Below are 24,344 nucleotides of genomic sequence, written 5' to 3'. Positions count from 1 at the left end.
AGCTTCGCGCCCAGGGCTTCACCTCGATCGAGGCGAGCCGGACCCTGCTCGGGCGCGTCATTCTGCACGCGCAGAGCCCCAGCTATGACCGGGAGCTCGTGTTCAACCCGACGACGGGCGAGAACCTGCGGGACCTCACCACCATCAGGCGCGGCGACGACAGCCGCCCGCGGGTGCTGAACCCCCGCAGCGACGATGACGACGACGATCGCCGCGGGTCGGCGGCCAGCTCGAACTCGGGCAATGGCGGGAGCTCCGGCAATTCGGGACGTGGCTCGTCCTCGTCCGGCCGCGATGATGATCGGTCCGACGACCGCTCGGGTCGGCGATCCGGGGCCTCGGACGACGACGACGATGATGATGACGATCGCCGGGGACGTGGCCGGGGCCGCGGCGGGGACCGCGACGATGATGATGACGACGACCGCGATGACGATGACGACGACCGGGACGACGATGATGACGACGATGACGACGATGACGACTGAGCGCCGGTCGTCCCGCTCGCGTCCCCGGACGTGCTGACCTCCGCGTGTCGTCGCGGCTGCTGATAACCGGCATCCTTGTCGTCCAGGCCGTCAGCGCCGGCTTCTTCGCGTTCAAGCTGCTGACCACGATCTTCGGCATCGGCGGTCCGATCAGCTGGCGCCTGCACGAGATCATCGAGATCGGTGCCGTGCTCGGGCTCCTCCTCGGCGTCCTGACCGGCACGCTCGCGCTGCGCGCGGCCTTCGCCCGAACCGCCAAGGCCGAGACACGGCTCCGTGCCGCGCAGTCGGCCTTCCTCGATGTCGTCGAGGAACAGTTCGACAGCTGGGGGCTGACGCCGGCTGAGCGCGACGTGGCGCTCTTCGCGGTGAAGGGCCTCTCTACCTCGGAGATCGCCGAGCTGCGCCAGACCTCCGAGGGCACGGTCAAGGCGCAGTCCGCCGCCATCTACCGCAAGGCCGGTGTCCAGAACCGATCGCAGCTCCTGTCGCTCTTCATCGATCACCTGATGGAGCGCGACACCTCGGCCCCGGCTCCGCGGAAATCCGCCTGACCCCTCATGGAACCGCGCCGGGCAGCATGCATTGGCGCGGGGAAGGGTCGGAGCGATCCGGCCCGGGAAACCGATTGGAGGTTCCGATGAAACTCTTTCACGCCCTCACCGCCGCCGCCGCGCTCACCGCCGGCGCCGCCGCCGCCCAGACCGTCAACTTCGTCGACATCGACGCCGACGGTGACAACACCCTGACCACCGCCGAGCTGCAGGCCGTTCTGGGTGCCAATGCCACGGCCCGCGTCCTCGATACCTACGACGTGGATGCCGACGGCACGATCACCGTGGCCGAGGTCTCCGTCGACCAGATGGCGCCCCAGACCGAGCCGATGGTCGGCGAGGAGATGGCCGGCGAAGAGATGGTCGACGACGTCATGGACGAAACGACCATGATGGAAGGCGAAGAGATGATGGACAACGGCGTGGAAACGATGGACTCGATGTAAGACACGCGTCCGTTCCGAGACAGGGGCCGGTGCCATGCGCGCCGGCCCTTTCTCGTTGGGCCCTCCGTCAGCCCAGTTCGTTGAGGGCGTTCTCCCGCAGGACATCCATGGGCACGACGTCGAGCGCGCGCTGGTGCGTCGCGGCGAGGTGCACGCGCGGCGCGCAGCCCTCCTCGTGGGCCTGCAGGAATCGCGAGGCGCAGAGGCACCAGCGGTCGCCGGGCTCGAGCCCTGCAAAGCCGAATTCCGGGCGCGGGGTCGAGAGGTCGTTTCCGACGTACTTGGAGAAGGCGAGGAACTCCGCCGTGACGATGGCGCAGACGGTGTGGCTGCCGCTGTCCTCGGCGCAGGTGTCGCAGGCGCCGTTGCGGAAGAAGCCCGTCAGCGGGTCGATGGAGCAGGGGGCGAGCGTCTCGCCGAGGACATTGAGCGAGGGATCTGGTGTCATGGGCACTCTCCTTGCCAGAGATGCTAGTGCCGCGGCGCTCCGCATCAAAGCGGCGCGGCGGTCCAGTCGATCCAGCGTCCGTGGAAGTCGAACCGGCCGAGGCGGTGGGTCTCGCCGCCGGGCCAGAGCCGCAGCGTGAGGCCGGAGCCGCGCGCCTCGCCGTCGGCCTCCATGCCGAACCAGGCGAGGGGAGCCTCGGGCGTGGCGCGGGAACCGGCCGCCTCGAGCGCATCCCGCAGGCGGCGCTGGGTCTCCTCCGGGAAGTATTGCCAGGCGATGGTGTGGTAGACGAGGTGCAGGCCCTCGTGCGGCTCGGCGAGCCGCGCCTCGAGCCAGTCCGCGGCATCGCCCGCGTCGACCTTGGCCTCGGCAACCGAGATTGCCTTTTCCGTCAGCGTCAGCCGGTGCGGCTGGTCCGGCCAGAGATAGGCCAGGAGTCGCAGCCGGTCCTTCGTCGGGTCGAGCGGGCTGAGGTCGACGCCACGGCGCCCCACGGCCCGCGGGGAAGGTCCGCCCGGCACCGGACCCGTCCAGTCCGGATCGAGCGTGAGCACCGGTTCGGGGGCGCCGAGCGGTCCCTCGGGGGTCTCCAGCCCGTAGCGGTCGAACATCAGGTTGAGGCCCGCGCTCGCGCCCAGCTCGCTGAGGGTCAGCGGCATGGGATAGCGCGCGCCGAGCCAATGCGCTGCGGCGATCAGCGAGGCCGACCGACGGACCTCGTTGGTCTGCGGCGGCAGGTCGATGAACCGGCCGAGTTCCTTGTGATGCGAGCGCATGACCCGGTCCACCGCACGCCAGAGCACGTCGTCCTCGACCTCGTGCGGCGGATAGACCTCTGCGAGGCCGGGGGTGCCAGATAGCTTCTGCGCGTGCATGGCGCCGGTCAGGCGCAGCGGCACGGAGTCGCCCATCGGCCCGAGCTCGCCCGGCCAGTCGAAGAGCCGGTCGGTGAGCTCGGTGCCCGGCTGCAGCCGCTCGGCGAAAAGGCGGCAGAGCCGCTCCATGAAGGGCGAGCCGAGGTTCGCGCAGGAGGCGGCCTGCTGACGGAGGGCGGAGCGGAACCGGTCCTCGCTCACCGGAAGCGGTCCCGGAGCTTCTGCAGGGGGCTGCGGGTGTCGTCCTCGGGCTCTTCCGCCTTGGGGGGCTCGGCATGTGCCGCGGCTATTCGCGAGGGCTCCTCCGGCGGCGGGTCGGGCTTCTTCGTGCCGGTGGAGGCGCGGGCCGGCGCGGTCCGCCGCGCGACGGCGTTCTGGAACCGGTCGCCGTGGCCCTCCGCGAGGTCGGGCGCGCCGTCGGAGACGCCGCGAAGCACGTCGTCAAGCCACTCATCGTCGGCCTTGCCGAAGTCGTGCAGCACGTAGCCCGGCACCGCCTCCTTGCGGCCGGGATGGCCGACGCCGAGGCGGACCCGGTCGTAGTGCGGCCCGATGTGCTGGTGGATCGAGCGCAGCCCGTTATGGCCCGCGTGGCCGCCGCCGGCCTTCACCCGGACCTTGCCGGGCGCGAGGTCGATCTCGTCGTGGAACACGGTGATGTCGGTGCTCTCCAGCTTGAAGAAGCGCATGGCCTCGCCGACCGACTGGCCGGAGAGGTTCATGAAGGTCATGGGCTTGAGCAGCGCGACCTTCTCGGAGCCAAGGCGGCCCTCGGAAATCTCGCCCTGGAACTTCTGGCGGAAGGGGGCGAAGCCGTGATCCTCCGCGATGCGGTCCACGGCCATGAAGCCGATGTTGTGGCGGTTGCGCGCGTACTTGGCGCCCGGGTTGCCCAGTCCGACGAAGAGTCTCATGGCGTAGTCCTAGCCGCTTGCGGTCGGGTTCGAAACGAAAAACCGGCCGGGCGGGTCCCCGCGGCGAGCCGCGCTCGCCCAAAGAAAAAAGCGGGCCCCCGGGGGAGCCCGCTCTCGGATGCCGGTTCGGCGCGGGGATCAGCTCTGGGCCGATTCCTCTTCGGACTGGACGACGTCGGTCGCGGGGACCTCGTCCGCCGCGGGCTCGTGACCGTCGCCCTCGTCGCCTTCCTGCTCGGAGTCCTCGGCGCGCAGGCCGGAGGGAGCGGAGATGTTGGCGATGACGAAGTCACGGTCGATGGTCGGCTTGCTGCCCTGCGGCAGGTCGACCATGGAGATCGTCGCGGTGTCGCCGATGTCCATGCCCTTGAGGTCGACGACGACCTTCTCCGGAATATCGCCGGCAGTCACGATAAGCTCGACCTCGGGGCGGACCGCGTTCAGCACGCCGCCGCGCTTCAGGCCGGGAGCCTCTTCGTGGTTGATGAACTCGACCGGGATGAAGAGGTTGATCTTGGTGGCCCGGCGCAGGCGCAGGAAGTCCACGTGGGCCGGCAGGTCGCGCACGACGTCGCGCTGCACGTTGCGGCAGATGACCCGCACGTCCTCTTCACCCTCGACCTTGAGGTTGTAGAGGGTCGACAGGAAGCGGCCGCGCTTGAGGCGGGTCAGCAGGCTGTCGAAATCGAGCTGGATCGGAAGGGGGTCCTTCTCGCCGCCGTAGACGATGCCGGGCACCTTGTTGTTCCGGCGTGCCTGGCGGGCGCCGCCCTTGCCGGTGCGCTCGCGCTTTTCCGCAACGAGATCGGGGACTTCATTGGCCATGTTAGGGCCTCCTTTCTAATTCCCGCACCCCGTCGTCCGGTCGGGGCCCGCTTTTCGAAGACGGACGGCCGGGCCGCCCGCAGAAGCCGCGCCTTTAGCGCGAATCGGTGTGGTTGAAAAGGGGCAAGCCGCGGGACCCGCCCCGATCCGGTCAGTCCTGCAGCAGGGCCTCGACCTCGAGGTCGCCGGCGGTCTCGAAGCTGAGGGTCAGCGGGACCGCACCGTCCTCGCCGAAGCCCTCCGCCAGGCCCATGAGCATGACGTGGTCGCCGCCGCGCTCGAAGGTGACGGAGGCGCCGGGAGGCAGGTCGATGCCGCCCTCGATCGGCCGCATCCGCATCACGTCGTCCACCATCTCGGTGCTGTGGAATTCCGCGCGCTCGGCCGCAACGGTGCGCACGCCGAGGAGCCGGTCGCCGGTCTCGCCCGTGTTGGTGATCGTCATGTAGGCCGCGGCGGCCATCGGGCTGGACGACCGCGCGACGGGATCGGTGATCTCGATCTCCGCGGCGGCGGGCAGGGCAACGAGGCAGGCGAGGAGGGCAGGGGCGAGGCGCATGGGAACGGACTCCGTTGGTTCGGGACGCATTTGTGCGCGACCCCGTTCAGGCGCAAGCGGACCCGGTGCCGCAGGCGGGAGACCGCCCGTCAAACGACGAAAGGCCCGGACGCGGTCCGGGCCTGGGGTCGGCGTGTCGCGGGCCTGGCTCAGGCGGAGGCGGCCTTGGCCACTTCCTTCTTCACCTTGAGCGCGGCGGGCGACAGATCCTCGTCCTTGGCGCGCGCCAGGAAGGCATCGAGCCCGCCCCGGTGATCCACGGTCCGCAGCGCGTGGCTGGAAACGCGGAACTTGAAGGAGCGACCCAGAGAATCGGAGATCAGCGTCACGTCCTGCAGGTTGGGCAGGAAACGGCGCTTGGTCTTGTTGTTGGCGTGGCTGACATTCATGCCAGACATCGGCCCTTTTCCGGTCAGTTCGCAGCGGCGCGACATGGTCCTTGTCCTCATCTGGTTCTCGGGCGGGGACGGGCCCGCCAATAGCGAAGCGCCGCCGGAGGGGCGGCGCCGGAATCTGGTCCGCGGCTCTTAGGCGGAACGGCGCGCGGGGTCAAGGGGGCGGCGGCCCGGCGCTCGCCTGCGGCATCGCCCCGCCCGCCGTCCCGCCGGGCCTCGCGCCCGGAGGCCTGCGTCGGAGGGGGCGCTGCCCCCGTCCGCGGCGGGGCCGCGGACTCCCCCGAGGGTATTTGGGGCTAGATGAAGGGCCGGCTCAGCGATCCGGCGGTGCGCCGCCCAGCCAGTGGTCGAGAAGCTCCTGCGCGGCCGTGGCGGGGGCGATTTCCCCGGAGGCGACCCGGGCGGCGAGGTCGGTCATGGCACCCTTGACCGGCTCCTGCGAGAGGCGGCGGAGGAGGGCGTGGCGCACCTCGTCCTCGAACCAGTGGACGGCCTGGTCGGCGCGGCGCCGGTCGCGCCAGCCCTCGGCGCGGCGCCACTCGGCGAGGGCCGTCATCTCGGACCAGGCGCGGTCGAGGCCGGTGCCCTCGGTGGCGGAGAGGGTGAGGGCCTTGGGCACGCCCTCCGGGTCCTGCGGCCTGCGGCGCAGGAGGCGCAGGGCGCCGGCGTAGTCCGCGCAGGTGCGTTCGGCCTGGGCGGCGAGCGCGCCGTCGGCCTTGTTGACCAGCACGAGGTCGGCGATCTCCATGATGCCGCGCTTGACGCCCTGCAGTTCGTCGCCGCCCGCCGGGGCGATGAGCAGGCAGAAGAGGTCGGTCATGTGGGCGACGGCCACCTCGGACTGGCCGACGCCGACGGTCTCGATCAGCACGACGTCGTAGCCGGCCGCCGCGCAGAGGGTGGCGGCCTCCCGCGTGCGGCGGGCGACGCCGCCGAGTTCCGACTGCGCCGGGGAGGGGCGGATGAAGGCGTGGGGATCGCGCGAGAGCCGCTCCATCCGGGTCTTGTCGCCGAGGATCGAGCCCCCGGACCGGGCGGAGGAGGGATCGACCGCGAGGACGGCGACGCGATGGCCCGCGCCCGTGAGCATCAGGCCGAAGCTCTCGATGAAGGTGGACTTGCCCACGCCGGGCGTGCCGGAGAGGCCGATGCGGAGGGTCTCGTTCTCCTTGGGCAGGGCCTCGAGCAGGGCCAGGGCCCGGGCGCGGTGATCGGGGCGGGCGCTCTCGACGAGGGTGATGGCGCGGGCGAGGGCACGCCTGTCGCCGGACTGCAGGCGGTCGGCCAGGTCCTCGGGGCTCACGGCGCCAGGACCTGAAGCTCGGGGTATCCGGTGGCCGGGTCCAGACGGCGGGCGAAGCGGACGGCGGAGGTGAGGCCCAGCACGATCTCGGCGGTGGTGCGGATCTCGCAGCCCGGCAGCAGGTGGCCGCCGCGCATGGCGCCTGTTCCGTCGGCGACGGAGAGGTGCAGATGCGGGCCGTCGGGCGAGAGCGTGCCCGACAGCGAGAGGATCTCGAGCGGGCCGGCGACCTCCGCCGCATCGTCGCGTCCGGCGAAACGCAGGCTGGCGCGGGTGAGGCTGCCGACGGCGGCGAGCACGACGCCGGCGGTCGCGCCGCTCTCGGCCATGCGGTGTTCGAGCGCGGTGCGCAGGTCCTCGCCCGGCGCGAGGCGCAGGGCGAGGTGGCGCGTCTCGGCGGCGGGCCAGATCACGTGCGCCTCACTCCTCGGCGGCGTCGCCCTCGGGGGCGGGCTGCGAGTCGTCGGGCATCTCGGTCTCCGGCGTGCCCTCGACCGCCTCGGAACTCGCGGAGGGCTCCACCAGCTCGCCGTCGGACCAGGTGCCCGAGGCGACCTCTCCGGAGGCGTAGCGCAGTGTGCCCTCGCCCTGGGGGCGACCGCCGACGAACTGGCCCTCGTAGACGTCGCCGCTGACGTAGGTCGCGGTGCCCTGGCCCTCGATCTCGCCCATCTGCCACTCGCCCTCGTAGACGAAGCCGTCGGGCATCTCGATCCGGCCCTCTCCGTGACGCTGGCCGTCCTGGAAGCCGCCCTCGTAGACTGTGCCGTCGGCGTAGGTGGCGACGCCCTGGCCCTCGCGCTGGCCCTCGGACCATTCGCCCTCGTAGGTATAGCCGTCGGCGTAGGTCATGGTGCCGACGCCGTGGTTCTCGGCGTCGCGGAACTCGCCCTCGTAGACCAGCCCGTTGGCATAGGTGGCGACGCCCTCGCCCTCGATCACGCCGGCGACCCACTCGCCCTCGTAGCCCGAGCCGTCGGCATAGGTGATCTCGCCGGTGCCGCAGTGCTCGGGGGCCTCGGCCTCCTCGCCCTGGGTGACCTCGCCCTCGACGCTCCCGGGGCAGCGGGTGTCGGGCAGGTCGTCGAGGAAGGGGCCCTGGTAGACCGAGCCGTCAGGGTAGGTGACGCGGCCCTCGCCCTCCATCTCGCCCTCGACCCAGTCGCCGACGTAGGTGTAGCCGTCGGCGCCGGTGAAGGTCCCCTCGCCGTGGCGCATGTCGTCCTCGAAACCGCCCTGGTAGACGTCGCCGTTGGCGTAGGTGACCGTGCCCTGGCCCTGGCGCTTGCCGGCCGAGAGCTGGCCCTCGTAGATGTCGCCCGAGGGCTGGGTCAGGCGACCCTCGCCCTCGATCTGGCCGTCCTGCCACTCGCCTTCGTAGACGATGCCGTTGGGCAGGGTGTAGGTGCCCTGGCCCTCGCGCTGGCCGGCGACCAGCTCTCCCTCGTAGACGCCGCCGTCCGGGAAGGTGATGGTGCCGGTGCCCTCCTTGACGCCGTTGACCCACTCGCCCTCGTAGACGTAGCCGTCGGGCCCCTCCATGCGGCCGCGGCCGTGAGGCATGCCATTGCGGAATTCGCCCTCGTAGACCACGCCGTTGGCGTAGCGCCCGAGGCCCTGGCCCATGAGCTTGCCGTCTTCCCATTCGCCTTCGAAGACGCGGCCGTCGGGGAAGCTGATGGTCCCCACGCCCTCGGGCTTTCCGGCGGCGAACTCGCCCTCGTAGACCGAGCCGTTCGGGAAGTGGGCCGTGCCCTCGCCGCGGATCTCGCCTTCGAACCACTGGCCGGTGTATTCGTAGCCGTTCGGCAGCCGATAGGTGCCCTGGCCGTGCTGGCGTCCGTTGAGGAAAGTGCCCTCGTAGATCCCGCCATCGTCGTATTGCTTGGTCTCGACGGTCTGTGCCTGGGCGGTGGCGGCGAAGGCCGCCAGAATCGCGCCGGTGATCAGTGCCTTGCTCATGCCAGCCGCTCCCCTCGGGTCCTGCCGCCGTACCCTATGCGAGGCGGCTACGGGCGGCAACGGGGCGCGGCGGGGCTCTCGCGCGGCCGTGTGGCCTGCGTGTGAGACGCTCTTGCCAAGGGCCGGCCGTCCTGCTTGCCTCGGGGCATGGCAGAGGACCCCTCGGAGACGGAGCTAGCGGAGCGCTATCGCCCGCGGCTGGAGGCGGAGCGGGAGGAGATCGCCGAGAGCTCCGCCGCCAGCGGCGAGAGCCGGCGGCCGGTCGAGCTCGACCAGCAGTCCGTGGGCCGTCTCTCGCGGCAGGACGCGCTGCAGAACCAGGCCATGGCCCAGGCGCAGGAGGCCCGGCGCTCCGGGCGGCTGCGCGCCATCGCCGCGGCGGTGGAGCGGATCGAGGAGGGCGAGTTCGGCTTCTGCGAGGACTGCGGCGACTTCATCGGCTGGCGGCGGCTCGACCTCGACCCCTGCGCGGTCCGCTGCACCGACTGCGCGCGCTAGGCGGGGAGGGCGCCTCGCTGCGGCACGGCCCCGCGCCTACTGGAATCCGCCGCCAATTCCGATATGTGAGGCCGAACCCCGAAGGGACCCCCGCATGACCGAGCTCGCCTACATCCGCAACTTCTCCATCGTGGCGCATATCGACCACGGCAAGTCGACGCTCGCCGACCGGCTGATCCAGCTCACCGGGACGGTGGCCGAGCGCGACATGAAGGACCAGATCCTCGACGCGATGGACATCGAGCGCGAGCGCGGCATCACCATCAAGGCCAACACCGTCCGCATCGACTACCCCGCCAAGGACGGCCACACCTACGTTCTCAACCTGATCGACACGCCCGGCCACGTGGACTTCGCCTACGAGGTGAGCCGCTCGATGCAGGCGGTCGAGGGCTCGCTCCTCGTGGTGGACGCGACGCAGGGGGTCGAGGCGCAGACGCTCGCCAACGTCTATACCGCGATCGAGGCCGACCACGAAATCGTGCCGGTGCTCAACAAGATCGACCTGCCCGCCGCCGAGCCCGAGCGGATCATCGAGCAGATCGAGGACGTCATCGGCATCGAGGCCCACGACGCCTGCATGATCTCGGCCAAGACCGGCGTCGGCATCCCCGACGTTCTGGAGGCCATCGTCCAGCGCCTGCCGCCGCCGCAGGGCGGGGCGGCCGACGCGCCGCTCAAGGCGATGCTGGTCGACTCCAAGTACGACCCCTACCTCGGCGTGGTCGTCATCGTCCGGATCATCGACGGCACCCTCAAGAAGGGCCAGCGCATCCGCATGATGAAGACCGGCGGCACCTACGAGGTCGACCGCGTCGGCGTCTACCGCCCCGCCATGCAGGACGTGGAGGAGCTGGGCCCCGGCGAGATCGGCTTTCTCACCGCCTCGATCAAGCAGGTCCGCGACACCCGCGTGGGCGACACGATCACCACCGAGAAGAAGGGCACGGACAAGCCGCTCCCCGGCTTCAAGCCCTCGATCCCGGTCGTCTTCTGCGGCCTCTTCCCGGTCGACAGCTCCGAGTTCGAGGACCTGCGCGACGCCATCGAGAAGCTCGCCCTGAACGACGCCTCCTTCACCTACGAGATGGAGACCTCCGCCGCGCTGGGCTTCGGTTTCCGCTGCGGCTTCCTGGGTTTGCTGCACCTCGAGGTGATCCGCGACCGGATCGAGCGCGAGTACAACATCGAGCTCATCACCACGGCCCCCTCCGTCGTCTATCACCTCTACATGAAGGACGGCGAGATGAAGGAGCTGCACAACCCCGCCGACATGCCCGACCCGACCTACGTCGGCCACGTGGAGGAGCCGCGGATCAAGGCGACGATCCTTGTGCCCGACGAGTTCCTCGGCGCGGTGCTCAAGCTCTGCGAGGACCGCCGCGGCATCCAGATCGAGCTGACCTACGCCGGCAACCGGCCCATGGTGGTCTACGATCTTCCCCTCAACGAAGTTGTCTTCGACTTCTACGATAGGCTGAAATCGGTAACGAAGGGTTACGCGAGCTTCGACTATCAGATGATCGGCTACCGCGAGGACAACCTCGTGAAGATGCAGGTCCTGGTAAACGACGAGCCGGTGGACGCGCTCTCGATGATGGTCCACCGCGACCGCGCCGAACAGCGCGGCCGGGCCATGTGCGAGAAGCTCAAGGACCTGATCCCGCGCCACATGTTCAAGATCCCGATCCAGGCGGCCATCGGCGGCAAGGTCATCGCCCGCGAGACCCTCTCGGCCCTGCGCAAGGACGTCACCGCCAAGTGCTACGGCGGCGACGCCAGCCGGAAGCGCAAGCTTCTCGACAAGCAGAAGGCGGGCAAGAAGAAGATGCGCCAGTTCGGGAAGGTGGAGATTCCGCAGGAAGCGTTCATTTCCGCGCTTAAGATGGACGGCTAAGCCGTCCGTCTTAAGGCGCGCGTGGGCGAAAGCGATTTGCCGAAGTGTCCTAGGTCTTGTCTGCCACTGGCGAGATACTGTTTTTGGCTTGTATCGGTATTCTGGTGAAGGCTTTCGATATGAAGAGCAGATCGGTACTTCTTCCTTCCAGCGTCCAGTTTTTGGATCTTTGCCAATTCTCCAAAAACTTCGCGGAATTTCCAATATCTGAGCGCCTCCAAGTGAATACAGGACATCTAAGGATGTTCACGCCGACTAGCATGATTGCGTTAGCAAAGACCTGCAATAAGCGTGTGCGGCACGGTGGTTCGAGGGAGAAAATAAGCTACGTTGGCCTTCAAAACCACACGTACGCGAATAATCTTGGTTTCTCAGAAGCCCTTCAGCTTGTAGATAATCCTTACCCCCAAGGAGCGTATGGGGGGCAGAACTATCTCCCGATTTATAAGATCTTGAGGGCCGATCTTGAGAAAAAGATTTCTGTTGGCGAGAACATTGGCGACGCGCTGGACGAAGAGTGCGCCGAGATGGCAAGAATTGTCTCTCAAGAGAAGTCGGATGAACTGCTTCGCGCCCTGAGAATCTCTTTTAGAGAAATTCTTCGGAATGTATTTGAACATTCCGGCGCTCCTGCCGCGGGTCTTTGTGCGCAATATTGGCCGACTCGTGACGTGGTTGAAATATGTATTTCGGATCGGGGGATGGGAGTGTCGAAATCACTTTCGGAAGACCGCCTTCACTCCGGCCTATCTGATCGGGATGCGGTCCAAATAGCTCTGATGCCTGGCGTTTCGTCCAAAGCGCGGGCGCAGAAAAAGAGACCTGTTGCCCAACGGTCAGAGTGGGACAATTCTGGATACGGCCTATTTTTTGCCCATAGGCTGTTTGGCCAGTTCGGCTGGTTCGGCATCGCATCCGGCTCCGCAGCCGCCTTGATCAAAAATGGAAAGCCGGCCCAAATCGGAAAGGCGGATATTGAAGGCACCATCGTTTCGATGCGACTTAATCTCGGGCGCATCGAGGACATAGAAGAAGAAATTACGAGAATCCGTGATTTGGCTCACAGAGTAAAGACGCGGCTTGGCGTGCGTGGACTGAAGATTTCTAGCGTTGAGGCTTTCCTCAGCGGCGAGACATTCTAACGAGAGATGATTAATAGTGGCCGGGCGATTTGTTCGAGCCAATATTACGACGGACGCGGGGGAGGGCCGCCACGTCCACCCCAAGCGTTGCCCCACAGGAGGCCCCATGGACCGGATCGCCCTCGTCTTCACCCTCGCCGCCGGGGCCGTGCTGGCCCTGGGGCTGGCCATGGTCGCCGTGGCGCTGGGCTGGCAGAGCCCCTGGGTCATCCTGCTCTGCCTCGTGCTCGGGTTCCTGCTGAGCGGGCCGGTGGTCTACCCGGCCGCGCTGCGGATCCGGCGGCATCTGCTCACGCAGAAGGAGTCGCATTTCGGCCCGCAGGAGCGGCAGGAGCCTCCGCGCGACGAGGGCTGACACCGGCTGCCGGCGCGGAACCCGGTCTCCGGCACCGCGTTTCCTCCGCAAAAGGAGGCACTGTCATGGACCGTCTCTCGATCATTCTCACCTTCTTCACCGGCGCCGTGCTGACCGGCGGGCTCGCGATCCTCGCGCTCTCGCTGGGGTGGTACAGCTGGTGGGCGCTGGGCGGCGCGGCCGCCATCGGCTTCCTGCTGAGCTGGCCCGCGGCCTACCCGATCTCCCGCCGGATCAAGCGGCAGGACCCGTTCTGGGACGAGACCCGGGTCGACGAGGTCGACGGCGTCCTCCCCGACCCGACCCACCGCGAGGTGTGAGCGGGGCCGGCTGGGGGAGCTGCCAAGGCAAAGGTTAACGCCCCGGCCGTTTTCGGGGTTGTGAAGCGATATCAAGCAGATGGCAGGGTGTCCAAATTTGGACACCGCCCGCTCAGGCGCCCAGGAAGGCCCGCACCGTGCCCTCGAAGGCCTCCGGCTTCTCCGCGTGGAGAAAGTGCCCGGCCCCCGGAATCTTGGCGAAGCGGGCATGCGGGAAGAGAGCCTTGATCGCCTCCCGGTGCTCGGGCCGGACGTAGTCGGACTCGCCCCCCGTCAGGAAGAGCGTGGGCCCCTCGTAGGTCGCCTCGATCTCCGGCCAGCCGAAGATGCCGGTCATCTCCGCCCGGAGCGTGTCGAGGTTGATCGTCCAACGCTTCTCCTTGAGGTCGAGCGACTGGACGAGGAAGTCCTTCAGGTGCTCCTCCACCTCCAGCGCGTCCCGCGCGGCGGTGCGCGAGGGCTGGTCGGGGTCCAGCCGGGCCATCGCCTCGAGCTGGGGATGAGTCTCGCCGCCGTAATCGACGGGCGCGATGTCGGCCACGATGAGCTGCTCGACCCGCTCCGGCCGCGTCAGAGCCAGCATCATCGCCGCCTTGCCGCCCATGGAGTGCCCCAGCACCGCGCCGCCCGCGAGCGGCGCGAGATCCTCGGCCATCTCCTCGTAGCCATGCGTCTCCGCCCAGGGCGAGCCGCCGTGGTTGCGCATGTCGGGGACGGTGACCTCGAAGGTATCCGAAAGGCTCTTGGCCAGCGTCCGGAAGTTCCGCGCCTGGCCGAAGAGCCCGTGGGCGAGGAGCAGCTTCCTCGGCTGCCCCTCGCCGTAGACGTCCGTGCGGAGTTTCACGGGGCGGTGTAGATCGGGAAGCGGCCGCAGAGCGCCTCGACCTCTGCGCGCACCTTCTCCTCGACCGCCGCGTTGCCCTCGGCGCCATTGGCCGCGAGGCCGTCCACGACCTCCACAATCCAGTCGGCGATCTGGCGGAACTCCGGCTCGCCGAAGCCGCGCGTGGTGGCGGCGGGGGAGCCCAGGCGGATGCCCGAGGTCACGGTCGGCTTCTCCGGGTCGAAGGGGATGCCGTTCTTGTTGCAGGTGATATGCGCCCGGCCGAGCGCCTTCTCGGTGTCGGCGCCGGTCACGCTCTTGGGGCGCAGGTCCACGAGCATGACGTGGCTGTCCGTCCCGCCGGTCACGATGTCGAGCCCGCCCTTCATGAGCTGGTCCGCGAGGGCCTGCGCGTTCCTGACCACCTGCTCCTGGTAGGTGCGGAAGCCGGGCTGCAGCGCCTCGCCGAAGGCCACGGCCTTGGCGGCGATGACGTGCATCAGCGGGCCACCCTGGATGCCGGGGAAGATGGCCGAGTTGACCTTCTTCGAAATCGCCTCGTCGTTCGTGAGGATCATCCCGCCGCGCGGACCGCGCAGGGTCTTGTGGGTGGTCGTGGTGGCGACATGGGCATGCGGGAAGGGCGAGGGATAGAGCCCCGCCGCCACGAGCCCGGCGAAGTGCGCCATGTCGACCAGCAGGTAGGCGCCCACGCTGTCGGCGATCTCGCGGAACTTGGCGAAGTCGAGGATGCGCGGGATGGCCGAGCCGCCGGCGATGATCATCTTCGGCTTGTGCTCTTCCGCGAGCGCCGCAATCTGGTCGTAGTCGGGCAGGTTGTCCTGGCGCCGGACGCCGTACTGCACCGCGTTGAACCACTTGCCGGACTGGTTGGGCTTGGCGCCGTGGGTGAGGTGGCCGCCCGCGTCGAGGCTCATGCCGAGGATCGTGTCGCCGGGCTGAAGGAGGGCGGTGAAGACGCCCTGGTTGGCCTGGCTGCCGGAGTTCGGCTGGACGTTCGCGAACTGGCATTCGAAGAGCTCGCAGGCGCGTTCGATCGCGAGGTTCTCGGCGATGTCCACGTACTGGCAGCCGCCGTAGTAGCGGCGGCCGGGGTAGCCCTCGGCGTACTTGTTGGTCATCACCGAGCCCTGGGCCTCGAGCACGGCCTGGCTCACGATGTTCTCGGAGGCGATGAGCTCGATCTCGTTCTGCTGGCGGCCCAGCTCCTTCTGGATGGCGCCCCAGATCTCGGGATCGCGGCTGGACAGCGGCTCGTCGAAGAAGCGGGGGTCACGGGTCGGCGCGTTCATGGGCAGCTCCCTCTGGATGGGTTGGCCCGCTTCTAACGAAGCGCGTGCCGCGGCGACAGGGGGAATACGACGCACCCGAAGGCCGCGGCGTCATCGATCGGCGGCTTGCCTTTCCGATAGGCGCCGGGGCAGGGTGCGCCGGAAACGCCGCTCGGGACCGCCGCCGATGACCTCGCCCCGCCTCGCCTTCGTCGCGAGCTCCGCCCCGATCGCCCAGGAGGCCCGGGATGCGCTGGCCGAGCGCTACGGCGACGCGGGCGTGGAGGAGGCCGACGTCATCGTGGCCCTCGGCGGCGACGGCTTCATGCTGCAGACGCTGCACGACACCCAGCACATCGCCGCGCCGGTCTACGGAATGAACCGGGGCACGGTCGGCTTCATGATGAACGAGTTTCGTCCCGAGGGCCTGCTCGAGCGGCTGGAGGGGGCCGAGGAGGCGCTCATCAACCCACTGTCGATGACCGCCGTGACGGTGGAAGGCGAGACCCACGAGGCGCTGGCGATCAACGAGGTCTCGCTGCTGCGGGCCGGGCCGCAGGCGGCGAAGCTCAAGATCACGGTGGACGGGCGGCTGCGCATGGCGGAGCTGGTCTGCGACGGCGCGCTAGTCGCGACCCCGGCCGGGTCCACGGCCTACAACTACTCCGCGCACGGGCCGATCCTGCCCATAGGGGCCGAAGTGCTGGCGATCACCGCGGTGGCCGCCTTCCGTCCGCGCCGGTGGCGGGGGGCGCTGATCCCGAAGACCTCGAACGTGCGGTTCGACGTTCTGGAGCCGGAGAAGCGCCCGGTGATGGCGGACGCCGATTCCGGGTCCGTGCGGAAGGTGGCGCACGTGGAGATCCGCAGCGCGCCGGATATCACGCACCGGCTGCTCTTCGACCCGGGCCACGGGCTCGAGGAACGGCTGATCCGCGAGCAGTTCGTCTGAGCCGGTCGGCGCGGGCGCCCTAGGCGCTGACCCGCGTCCCGCCGTAGCCGAGCGGGCGGATCGCGTCCCGGATTTCATCGAGGATCGCCGGATCGTCGATCGTGGCGGGGGTCCGGACCTCGTCTCCGTCGGCGACCTTGGCCATCGTGGCCCGCAGGATCTTTCCGGATCGCGTCTTGGGGAGTCGGTCCACGACGGCCGCCAGCTTGAAGGCCGCGACCGGGCCGATCTGGTCGCGGACGCGGGCGACGCATTCGCGGACGATCTCCTCGTGCGGCCTGTCGCAACCCGCGTTGAGGCAGAGAAAGCCCATGGGCAGCTGGCCCTTGAGATCGTCCTTCACGCCGATCACCGCGCATTCGGCCACGTCGGGATGACCGGCGAGGACCTCTTCCATTCCCCCTGTCGAGAGCCTGTGGCCCGCAACGTTGATGACGTCGTCCGTGCGCGCCATGATCCAGAGGTAACCGTCCTCGTCCTTCATGCCCGCGTCGCCGGTCTCGTAGTAGCCCGGGAAATGGTCGAGGTAGGACTTCCGGAACCGCTCGGGCGCGTTCCAGAGGGTCGGCAGGGTGCCCGGGGGCAGCGGGAGCTTCACGGCAATCGCGCCCAGCTCTCCGTCCGGCACCTCGTGTCCGTCCTCGCCCAGGATCCGGATGTCGTAGCCCGGCATGGCGACGGTCGGAGAGCCGATCTTGACCGGCAGGGGCTCGATGCCGACGGGATTGCCCGCGATGGTGTAGCCGGTCTCGGTCTGCCACCAGTGGTCGTAGACGGGTTTGCCCGTGGTCTTCTGCAGCCACTCGATGGTGTCGGGATCGGCCCGCTCGCCGGCAAGGTAGATCGCCCGGAGGCCCGAGAGATCGTAGTCCTTGACCATCTCGCCGGCGGGGTCCTGCCGCTTCACCGCACGGAAGGCCGTTGGCGCGGTGAAGAAGCTGCGCACGCCGTGCTCCTCGATCACCCGCCAGAAGGTCCCCGCGTCCGGCGTGCCCACCGGCTTGCCCTCGAAGACGACGGTGGTGTTGCCGTGGATCAGCGGCGCGTAGCAGATGTAGCTGTGACCCACGACCCAGCCCACGTCGGAGGCGGCCCAGAAGACCTCTCCCGGCTCGACGTTGTAGATGTTCTTCATCGTCCAGTTCAGGGCGACCAGATGCCCGGCGGTGGGCCGGACCACGCCTTTCGGCGCGCCGGTCGTGCCGGAGGTGTAGAGGATGTAGGCGGGGTGGTCGCCCTCGACCGGGACGCATTCGGCGGGCTCGACCCCGAACTGGAAGCCATGCCAGTTGACGTCCCGGCCCGGGGTCAGCTCGGCCACCTCCTGCTCTCGCTGGAAGATCACGCAGAAGTCGGGCTTGTGGCTGGCCTGATCCAGCGCGCCGTCCAGCAGCGGCTTGTAGTGCACGATGCGGCCCGGCTCGATCCCGCAGGAGGCGGCGATGATCGCCTTGGGCTTGGCGTCGTCGATGCGCACGGCGAGCTCGTGGCTCGCGAAGCCGCCGAAGACGACCGAGTGGATCGCGCCGAGACGGGCGCAGGCGAGCATCGCTTCCAGCGCCTCGGGGATCATCGGCATGTAGATCACGACGCGGTCGCCCTTCTGCACGCCCTTCGCGCGCAGGGCCCCCGCCAGCGTGGCGACGCGATTGCGCAGTTCGAAGAAGGTGATCCACCGCTTGGTGTGGGTGACGGGGCTGTCCCAGATGATCGCCGTCTGCTCGCCGCGCCCGGCCTCGACGTGGCGGTCGACGGCGTTCCAGCAGGTGTTCACCTTGCCGTCGGCGAACCAGTCGTAGAGGTGATCGCCGCGGTCGAAGAGCGCTTTCGACGGCGCCTCGTCCCAGTCGATGGCCTCGGCCTGCTCCAGCCAGAACCGCTCCGGATCGGCCTGCCAGGCAGCATAGACGTCGCTGTAACCCATGATCTCCTCCCTCGCTCCCGGGGCGAAGTCTTACGCAGCGGTCCCCCTGCGGCAAGACGGTGCGACATGATGGCGGTAGCGGCGGTCGGAATGCGACGCCCTTGGCGAAAACGGCGGCGACGGTCGGGCGCGACTCGGAGAGGCTCTGGGCAGGTGGGGCATCCCGCCCCGCCCCCAGGGAGAGCGATCGTCATGGCCGACAGCAAGAAGAAGCCCGCCAAGAAATCCAAGTCCGGGTCGGGCAAGGAGTCCTGACCCTGCGCGCCGCCCGGTCCTTGCCGGGCGGCGTCAGCTGTAGTGGTCGACGGGAGTGCCCGCCACGGCGCCCATGTTGAGCAGCCCGCGCGCGGTGATCGAGGGGGTCACGATATGGGCGCGGTTGCCCATGCCCATGAGGATCGGGCCGACTTCCAGCCCGCCGCCCTTCATCTTGAGGATGTTGCGAATCCCCGAGGCCGCGTCGGAATTGGCGAAGATCAGCACGTTGGCCGCGCCCTTCATCCGGTTCTCGGGGAAGATGCGCGCCCTCAGCTCGGGGTCGAGCGCGGCGTCCACGTTCATCTCGCCCTCGTAGCAGAAGTCCGTCCGGCGCGCGTCGAGCACGTCGCGGGCGGCCCGCATCCGCCGCCCGGTCTCGTTGTCGAGATTGCCGAAGGAGGAATGCGAGCAGAGCGCCACGTTGGGCTCGAGTCCGAAGCGGCGGACGTGCCGCGCCGCACCGATGGCAGAGTCGGCGATTTGCTCGGGCGAGGGCTCGGGATGGACCTGCGTGTCCGCGATGAAGAGGGGGCCGTCCTCCAGGATCATCATGGAAAGCGCGCCCACCGGTTTCAGCGTGTCGGAGCCGAGGACCTGCGTGACGTAGTTCAGGTGCCAGAGGTATTGCCCGAAGGTGCCGCAGATCAGGCTGTCGGCCTCGCCCCGGTGGACCATGACCGCGCCGATGGCGGTGGTGTTGGTGCGCATGATCGCGCGGGCGATGTCGGGGGTGACGCCGCGCCGGGCCATGAGCTCGTGGTAGGTGCCCCAGTAGTCGCGGTAACGCGGGTCGTTCTCGGGGTTCACGATCTCGAAGTCCCGGCCCGCCCGGATCGTCAGGCCGAAGCGCTCGGCCCGGCTCTCGATCACTTCGGGCCGGCCGATGAGGATCGGCTGTTCCGGCGTCTCCTCCAGGATCGCCTGCGCGGCGCGCAGCACGCGCTCGTCCTCCCCCTCGGCGAAGACGATGCGGCGGGCCGCAGTGGCGGCGGCGTCGAAGACCGGGCGCATGAGCAGCGCGGACTTGAAGACCGAGCCGTCGAGCTGGCGCTTGTAGGCCTCGAGGTCGGCGATCGGCCGGGTGGCGACTCCGGACTCCATGGCGGCCTTGGCGACGGAGGAGGCGACGATTCCCATGAGCCGCGGGTCGAAGGGCTTGGGGATCAGGTAGTCCGGCCCGAAGGTCAGCTGCTCTCCGCGATAGGCGGCGGCGGCCTCCGCCGAAGTGGTAGAGCGGGCGAGCGCGGCGATCCCCTCGATGCAGCCGATCTTCATCTCGTCGTTGATTTCCGTCGCACCCACGTCCAGCGCGCCGCGGAAGATGAAGGGGAAGCAGAGGACGTTGTTGACCTGGTTCGGGAAGTCGCTGCGCCCGGTGGCGATGATGGCGTCCGGCGCGACCTCGCGCGCCAGATCGGGCAGGATCTCGGGCGTCGGGTTGGCCAGCGCGAAGATGATCGGCTGATCGGCCATCCGCGAGACCATCTCGGGCGTCAGCACGTCCGGGCCGGACAGGCCGAGAAAGAGGTCCGCGCCCTCGATCACCTCGTCGAGCGTGGCGGGCGTCTTGCCCTGGGCATAGGCGGCCTTCTGCGGGCTCATGTCCGCCTCGCGCCCTTCGTAGACGAGGCCCTCGATATCGCAGAGCCAGACGTTCTCGCGCTTCAGCCCCAGCTTCTGCAGCATGTCGAGGCAGGCGATGCCGGCCGCGCCGCCCCCGGTGGAGACGACCTTGATGTCCTCGAACTTCTTGCCGGCCACGCGCAGGGCGTTGGTGGCGGCGGCGCCGACGACGATGGCAGTCCCGTGCTGGTCGTCGTGAAAGACCGGGATGTTCATCCGCTCGCGGCAGATCCGCTCGACCACGAAGCAGTCGGGCGCCTTGATGTCCTCGAGGTTCACCGCGCCGAAGGAGGGCTCCAGCGCGCAGATGATCTCGGCCAGCTTCTCGGGGTCGGACTCGTCGATCTCGATGTCGAAGCAGTCGATGGAGGCGAATTTCTTGAAGAGGACCGCCTTGCCTTCCATCACCGGCTTGGAGGCCAGCGCGCCGATGTTGCCCAGGCCCAGCACCGCCGAGCCGTTGGAGATGACCGCGACAAGGTTGCCGCGCGCCGTGTAGTCGCGCGCGGTCTGCGGGTCGGCCTTGATCTCGATGGAGGCCTCGGCCACCCCGGGCGAATAGGCCCGGGCGAGGTCGCGCCCGTTCGCCAGCGGCTTGGTCGCACGGATCTCCAGCTTCCCCGGCTTGGGATACTGGTGGTAGTCGAGCGCGGCCTGCCGCAGGGCGTCCTTGGGCGAGTCTGTCATCTGTCCCTCCGAGAATGGTTTAACGTTAAACCATTGGCGGAGGGCTTACTCCCGCCGGGGCGGCTTGGCAAATGAAGCTTGCGCTATTGGCCGCGCCCGGTCTCCGCCTGCAGGGCGTCGATCCGGCGCGAGGCCTCGGCCTTGCTCAGGCTGTCGTCGAAGGTCTCTCCCGCCTCTTCGCAAAGCGTTTTGAGGTAGGAGGCCTGCGCCCCTGTCATCGCCTCGTCGCCGGTGGTCCAGCTCTCGACGGGCTTGTCGGCATTGCCGGGGGTCTCAACTTTCGGTCGGTCGGTCATGGAACTTGTTCCCCTAATGTTCTCATGAAAAACGCCGCGGAGGGTCGGGGGTTCCCTCCGCGGCGCGGCATCACTCCTTAACCTGCTCCTCGAGCGCGGCGATGCGCTTCTGCGCCTGGAGCTTGGTCAGGTTGCCGTCCATCGGCTCGCCGGTCTTGTCGGCGAGCTCGCGCAGGCGGGCGGCCTGTTCCGGCGTCATGTCGTCGTTCGGCCCGAATTCGTCTCGCTGGATCGCGTCGAAGATGCCGCGGACCGGCTGGATGTTGGTGCTCATGACTGCTCCTTCCGCTCTTTCAGGGCGTCGATGCGGGCGTTGGCCTGGCGCTCGGTGAGGCTGGTGTCGAACTCCTCGCCCAGCTCCTCGCAGAGCGCGCGCAGCTCGCGCGCCTGATCCTCTGTCATGGGCGCGTCGGGGCCCTCTTCGGTTTCGGCTTCGGGTTCGTCGAGAACGGGTTTCGCGGTGGGGGGTATCATCCTTGGGACCTCCTTGAGGTATCGCCCGGTCAACCCGATGACGCCGCGCGGGGTTCCCCGTGGGCCCTTGCCATCCCCGGGCCCGCGATTCACGATTGGGTCACTGCCCGAGGAGATGCCCATGTCGCTGATCGACGACGCCCGCGCGGTGCGGGAGAACGCCCACGTGCCCTATTCCGGCTTCAAGGTCGGCGCCGCGATCCGGGGGGCGGGCGGCGGTGTCTACGTCGGCTGCAACGTCGAGAACGTGGCCTACCCGGAAGGCACATGCGCCGAGGCCGGGGCCATCGCCGCGATGGTCGCCGCCGGTGAGAAGGAGATCGCCGAGATCGCGGTGATCGCCGACAGCCCGGTGCCGGTCTCTCCCTGCGGCGGCTGCCGCCAGAAGCTGGCGGAGTTCGGCGCGGAGGACGTGAAGGTCACGCTCGCCAATACCGATGGGACCGTGCAGGAGACCACCATCGGTGCCCTGCTTCCGGGTGTCTTCGACGCGGCGCAGATGAGCCGGACGTGACCGACGCCCGTTCCGTCATCCATGCCGTCCGCGAGGGCGAGGCGCCGTCGCGCGACGATCTCGCCTGGTTCGCGCGGGGGCTCGCCTCGGGAGAAGTGAGCGACGCCCAGGCCGGGGCCTTCGCCATGGCGGTCTACCTCAACGGGCTCGCCGATCCGGCGCGCGTCGCCCTGACGCTGGCGATGCGCGATTCGGGCGACGTGCTGGACTGGGACCTGCCCGGGCCGGTGCTCGACAAGCATTCGACCGGCGGGGTGGGGGACTGCGTGAGCCTCGTCCTCGCCCCGGCGCTGGCGGCCTGCGGGGTCTACGTGCCCATGATCTCGGGCCGGGGGCTCGGCCACACGGGCGGCACGCTCGACAAGATGGAGTCCATCCCCGGCGTCCGCGTCCAGATCGAGGAGGCGGAGCTCTCCCGCGTGGTCCGCGCCACCGGCTGCGCCATCGTCGGCGCCACGGGCCGCATCGCGCCCGCCGACCGTCGCCTCTACGCCGTGCGCGACGTGAGCGCGACGGTGGAATCGATCGACCTCATCACGGCCTCGATCCTCAGCAAGAAGCTCGCCGCGGGGCTGGAGGGCCTAGTCCTCGACGTGAAGACAGGCTCCGGCGCCTTCATGAAGACGGAAGAGGATGCGACGGCTCTTGCCCGCAGCCTCGTGGACACCGCCAACGGCGCGGGCTGTCCGACCGCCGCGCTCGTCACGGACATGGACCAGCCGCTCGCGCCCTCGCTCGGCAACGCGCTGGAGGTCGCCGTCTCGATGGAGGTGCTCTCCGGCAACCGGCTCGCCGCGCCGCGCCTTCACGACCTGACCGTCGCGCTGGGCGGTCGCCTGCTGGCGCTCGCGGGACAGGCCGAGGGCGAGGCGGAGGAGCAGATCGCCGAGGCGATTTCCTCGGGACGCGCCATGAGCCATTTCGCCCGCATGGTCGCCGAACTCGGCGGACCGCCCGACATGGAGGTCGACTGGCGCACGCACCTGCCCGCGGCGCCCGTGGTCGGCGAGGTTCCCGCCCCGGAGGCCGGCCACGTCGCCGCCATCGACGGCGAGGCGCTGGGTCTCGCAGTCGTGGGCCTCGGCGGCGGTCGGCAGGTCGAGAGCGACCGCGTCGACCCCTCGGTCGGCCTCTCCGACGTCCTGCCGCTGGGCACCGAGGTCGCCCGCGGCGACCCGCTCTGCACGCTCCATGCCCGGACCGAGGAGGAGGCCGAGCGCGCCGCGCATCGCATCCTCTCGGCCATCACCTTGGGCGCATCCCCCGAGACCGCGCCCCTCCTCAGAGGACGGATCGACCCATGAGCCGCGCCTTTCTCATCGTCATCGACAGCGTGGGCATCGGCGGCGCGCCGGATGCCGGCGACTACTTCAACGGCAAGACGCCCGACAGCGGCGCGAACACCGTGGGCCACATCGCCGAGGCCGTGGGCCTTTCGGTGCCGGTGATGGAGCGGCTGGGCCTCGGTGCCGCCCTGCGCCTCGCCTCCGGCGTCGACGACTGCGGCTTCGACGCGAATCCGCGGGGCGCCTGGGGCGCGGCCACGGAGACCAGCCGCGGCAAGGACACGCCCTCGGGCCACTGGGAGCTCGCCGGAGTGCCGGTGCCGTGGGAGTGGCACACCTTTCCCGACACGCATCCCTGTTTCCCGGATGACCTGGTTGCCGAGGTCTGCCGCCTCGCGGGCACCGACGACATCCTCGGCAACCGCCACGCCCCCGGCACCGCGATCATCGAGGAGGAGGGCGAGCGCCATATCGAGACCGGCTGGCCGATCTGCTACACCTCCGCCGACAGCGTCTTCCAGATCGCCGCGCACGAGGAGCACTTCGGTCTCGAGCGGCTGCTGAAGCTCTGCAAGGACCTGGCGCCGACGCTGCACGGCATGAACGTGGGGCGGGTCATCGCGCGGCCCTTCGTGGGCGAGCCCGGAGACTTCCGCCGTACCCAGAACCGCAAGGACTTCGCCCTCGCGCCGCCGGAACCCACGCTCTGTGACTGGGTGCAGGGCGCAGGGCAGCCGGTGCATGCGGTCGGCAAGATCGGCGACATCTTCTCGATGCGCGGCATCGACGAGGTCCGCAAGGGCGACGACCGGACGCTCATGGGCCACCTGCACGACCTTTCGGGCGAGGCCGCCGACGGTGCGCTGGTCTTCGCCAACTTCGTCGAGTTCGACAGCCTCTACGGCCACCGCCGCGACCCCGAGGGCTACAAGGGCCACCTGGAGTGGTTCGACGCCGAGCTGGGCCGGCTGATCGAGGGGCTGCGGGAGGACGACCTGCTCATCGTCACGGCGGATCACGGCAACGACCCGACCTGGGTCGGCACCGACCACACGCGCGAGCGGGTGCCGGTGCTGTGCCACGGGATCGGCCGGCGCGAGCTGGGGCTGCTCGCCTTCTCCGACGTCGCCGCTTCGGTCGCCGCGCATCTGAACGTCCCGTCGCAGGGGCCGGGGACCTCCTTCCTCTGAGCGGTGATCGGCGCTAGACGGTCCCCGCCCACGATAGACACGAA

Annotated in this window: 28 protein-coding genes; 12 read left to right on the top strand and 16 right to left on the bottom strand. The window is 69.1% G+C overall.

Annotation, left to right across the window (positions count from 1 at the left end; translation table 11 throughout):
- From F3S47_RS19430 to F3S47_RS12685, 3 genes are all read left to right on the top strand, one after another.
- The coding region (locus tag F3S47_RS19430; protein ID WP_191090175.1) for a hypothetical protein at positions 1-488 on the top strand (488 nt) is incomplete at its 5' end.
- Positions 489-532: 44 nt separating this feature from the next.
- A complete protein-coding gene (locus tag F3S47_RS12690) occupies positions 533-1,042 on the top strand; it encodes a helix-turn-helix transcriptional regulator (RefSeq protein WP_150445622.1) in 510 nt (169 codons plus the stop codon).
- 86 nt (positions 1,043-1,128) lie between these two features.
- Positions 1,129-1,488, top strand: coding sequence for a penta-EF hand family protein (locus F3S47_RS12685; protein WP_150445621.1), 360 nt, complete (start codon positions 1,129-1,131; stop codon positions 1,486-1,488).
- Positions 1,489-1,555: 67 nt separating this feature from the next.
- Here the strand turns inward: F3S47_RS12685 and F3S47_RS12680 are convergent, their stop codons facing one another.
- The 9 genes from F3S47_RS12680 to F3S47_RS12640 all read right to left on the bottom strand — a co-directional run bounded on the left by F3S47_RS12680 (position 1,556) and on the right by F3S47_RS12640 (position 8,769).
- Entirely contained in the window at positions 1,556-1,936 is a 381-nt protein-coding gene (locus F3S47_RS12680) for a DUF2237 family protein (protein WP_150445620.1), read from the bottom strand.
- Between the two features lie 44 nt (positions 1,937-1,980).
- Entirely contained in the window at positions 1,981-3,012 is a 1,032-nt protein-coding gene (locus F3S47_RS12675) for a DUF2332 domain-containing protein (RefSeq protein ID WP_150445619.1), read from the bottom strand.
- Complete coding sequence (pth, locus tag F3S47_RS12670; protein ID WP_150445618.1) at positions 3,009-3,725, bottom strand: aminoacyl-tRNA hydrolase; 717 nt, start codon at positions 3,723-3,725, stop codon at positions 3,009-3,011. Before pth ends, F3S47_RS12675 begins: the two co-directional genes overlap by 4 nt.
- A gap of 138 nt (positions 3,726-3,863) precedes the next feature.
- A complete protein-coding gene (locus F3S47_RS12665; RefSeq protein WP_150445617.1) occupies positions 3,864-4,550 on the bottom strand; it encodes a 50S ribosomal protein L25/general stress protein Ctc in 687 nt (228 codons plus the stop codon).
- 151 nt (positions 4,551-4,701) lie between these two features.
- Entirely contained in the window at positions 4,702-5,109 is a 408-nt protein-coding gene (locus F3S47_RS12660) for a copper chaperone PCu(A)C (protein ID WP_191090174.1), read from the bottom strand.
- 149 nt (positions 5,110-5,258) lie between these two features.
- Positions 5,259-5,543: a 50S ribosomal protein L28 gene (gene rpmB, locus F3S47_RS12655; protein ID WP_150445615.1), complete on the bottom strand. Its 285-nt coding sequence runs from the start codon at positions 5,541-5,543 to the stop codon at positions 5,259-5,261.
- Between the two features lie 274 nt (positions 5,544-5,817).
- A complete protein-coding gene (gene meaB / locus F3S47_RS12650) occupies positions 5,818-6,807 on the bottom strand; it encodes a methylmalonyl Co-A mutase-associated GTPase MeaB (protein ID WP_150445614.1) in 990 nt (329 codons plus the stop codon).
- Positions 6,804-7,220 (bottom strand): PPC domain-containing DNA-binding protein, encoded by a 417-nt coding sequence (locus tag F3S47_RS12645; protein ID WP_223877816.1) that lies wholly within the window; start codon positions 7,218-7,220, stop codon positions 6,804-6,806. The genes meaB and F3S47_RS12645 overlap by 4 nt, the downstream gene beginning before the upstream one ends.
- A gap of 7 nt (positions 7,221-7,227) precedes the next feature.
- Positions 7,228-8,769: an MORN repeat-containing protein gene (locus F3S47_RS12640; RefSeq protein ID WP_150445613.1), complete on the bottom strand. Its 1,542-nt coding sequence runs from the start codon at positions 8,767-8,769 to the stop codon at positions 7,228-7,230.
- Between the two features lie 147 nt (positions 8,770-8,916).
- On the opposite strand from F3S47_RS12640, the gene F3S47_RS12635 reads away from it, so the two are divergent.
- From F3S47_RS12635 to F3S47_RS12615, 5 genes are all read left to right on the top strand, one after another.
- A complete protein-coding gene (locus tag F3S47_RS12635) occupies positions 8,917-9,267 on the top strand; it encodes a TraR/DksA family transcriptional regulator (RefSeq protein WP_150445612.1) in 351 nt (116 codons plus the stop codon).
- A 94-nt stretch (positions 9,268-9,361) separates the two neighbouring features.
- On the top strand, positions 9,362-11,164 hold the full coding sequence (gene lepA / locus F3S47_RS12630; RefSeq protein WP_150445611.1) for a translation elongation factor 4: 1,803 nt from the start codon (positions 9,362-9,364) through the stop codon (positions 11,162-11,164).
- 242 nt (positions 11,165-11,406) lie between these two features.
- Complete coding sequence (locus tag F3S47_RS12625; RefSeq protein ID WP_150445610.1) at positions 11,407-12,306, top strand: hypothetical protein; 900 nt, start codon at positions 11,407-11,409, stop codon at positions 12,304-12,306.
- Positions 12,307-12,412: 106 nt separating this feature from the next.
- On the top strand, positions 12,413-12,661 hold the full coding sequence (locus tag F3S47_RS12620; RefSeq protein WP_150445609.1) for a hypothetical protein: 249 nt from the start codon (positions 12,413-12,415) through the stop codon (positions 12,659-12,661).
- 65 nt (positions 12,662-12,726) lie between these two features.
- Positions 12,727-12,981, top strand: coding sequence for a YbfB/YjiJ family MFS transporter (locus F3S47_RS12615; protein ID WP_150445608.1), 255 nt, complete (start codon positions 12,727-12,729; stop codon positions 12,979-12,981).
- 112 nt (positions 12,982-13,093) lie between these two features.
- On the opposite strand, the gene F3S47_RS12610 is transcribed toward F3S47_RS12615, so the two are convergent.
- Both F3S47_RS12610 and glyA read right to left on the bottom strand, forming a co-directional pair.
- On the bottom strand, positions 13,094-13,825 hold the full coding sequence (locus F3S47_RS12610; protein ID WP_150445607.1) for an alpha/beta fold hydrolase: 732 nt from the start codon (positions 13,823-13,825) through the stop codon (positions 13,094-13,096).
- Positions 13,822-15,117: a serine hydroxymethyltransferase gene (gene glyA, locus F3S47_RS12605; RefSeq protein ID WP_150445606.1), complete on the bottom strand. Its 1,296-nt coding sequence runs from the start codon at positions 15,115-15,117 to the stop codon at positions 13,822-13,824. Before glyA ends, F3S47_RS12610 begins: the two co-directional genes overlap by 4 nt.
- Before the next feature lie 166 nt (positions 15,118-15,283).
- Between glyA and F3S47_RS12600 the strand changes: the two genes are divergently transcribed.
- The gene (locus F3S47_RS12600; RefSeq protein ID WP_150445605.1) at positions 15,284-16,048 is read left to right on the top strand and encodes an NAD kinase; all 765 of its coding nucleotides are present in this window, start codon (positions 15,284-15,286) and stop codon (positions 16,046-16,048) included.
- Between the two features lie 19 nt (positions 16,049-16,067).
- Here F3S47_RS12600 and prpE read toward each other — a convergent pair whose 3' ends face one another.
- From prpE to F3S47_RS19425, 5 genes are all read right to left on the bottom strand, one after another.
- Positions 16,068-17,972: a propionate-CoA ligase PrpE gene (gene prpE, locus F3S47_RS12595; RefSeq protein ID WP_150445604.1), complete on the bottom strand. Its 1,905-nt coding sequence runs from the start codon at positions 17,970-17,972 to the stop codon at positions 16,068-16,070.
- Positions 17,973-18,260: 288 nt separating this feature from the next.
- Positions 18,261-20,540, bottom strand: coding sequence for an NADP-dependent malic enzyme (locus F3S47_RS12590; RefSeq protein ID WP_150445603.1), 2,280 nt, complete (start codon positions 20,538-20,540; stop codon positions 18,261-18,263).
- A gap of 83 nt (positions 20,541-20,623) precedes the next feature.
- On the bottom strand, positions 20,624-20,836 hold the full coding sequence (locus F3S47_RS12585; protein WP_150445602.1) for a DUF3072 domain-containing protein: 213 nt from the start codon (positions 20,834-20,836) through the stop codon (positions 20,624-20,626).
- A 70-nt stretch (positions 20,837-20,906) separates the two neighbouring features.
- Positions 20,907-21,110 (bottom strand): DUF3072 domain-containing protein, encoded by a 204-nt coding sequence (locus tag F3S47_RS12580; protein ID WP_150445601.1) that lies wholly within the window; start codon positions 21,108-21,110, stop codon positions 20,907-20,909.
- Positions 21,107-21,310: a DUF3072 domain-containing protein gene (locus F3S47_RS19425; RefSeq protein WP_191090173.1), complete on the bottom strand. Its 204-nt coding sequence runs from the start codon at positions 21,308-21,310 to the stop codon at positions 21,107-21,109. The genes F3S47_RS12580 and F3S47_RS19425 overlap by 4 nt, the downstream gene beginning before the upstream one ends.
- A gap of 121 nt (positions 21,311-21,431) precedes the next feature.
- Between F3S47_RS19425 and F3S47_RS12570 the strand changes: the two genes are divergently transcribed.
- From F3S47_RS12570 to F3S47_RS12560, 3 genes are read left to right on the top strand one after another with little or no spacing between them, the layout of a single operon-like run.
- Positions 21,432-21,824: a cytidine deaminase gene (locus tag F3S47_RS12570; RefSeq protein ID WP_150445599.1), complete on the top strand. Its 393-nt coding sequence runs from the start codon at positions 21,432-21,434 to the stop codon at positions 21,822-21,824.
- A complete protein-coding gene (locus F3S47_RS12565) occupies positions 21,821-23,128 on the top strand; it encodes a thymidine phosphorylase (protein WP_150445598.1) in 1,308 nt (435 codons plus the stop codon). The genes F3S47_RS12570 and F3S47_RS12565 overlap by 4 nt, the downstream gene beginning before the upstream one ends.
- On the top strand, positions 23,125-24,300 hold the full coding sequence (locus F3S47_RS12560; RefSeq protein WP_150445597.1) for a phosphopentomutase: 1,176 nt from the start codon (positions 23,125-23,127) through the stop codon (positions 24,298-24,300). The genes F3S47_RS12565 and F3S47_RS12560 overlap by 4 nt, the downstream gene beginning before the upstream one ends.
- Positions 24,301-24,344: the final 44 nt, after the last annotated feature.

The organism is Histidinibacterium aquaticum, assembly GCF_008710275.1.
GTDB lineage: Bacteria > Pseudomonadota > Alphaproteobacteria > Rhodobacterales > Rhodobacteraceae > Oceanicola > Oceanicola aquaticus.
This window is presented reverse-complemented; position numbering and strand designations above follow the sequence as displayed.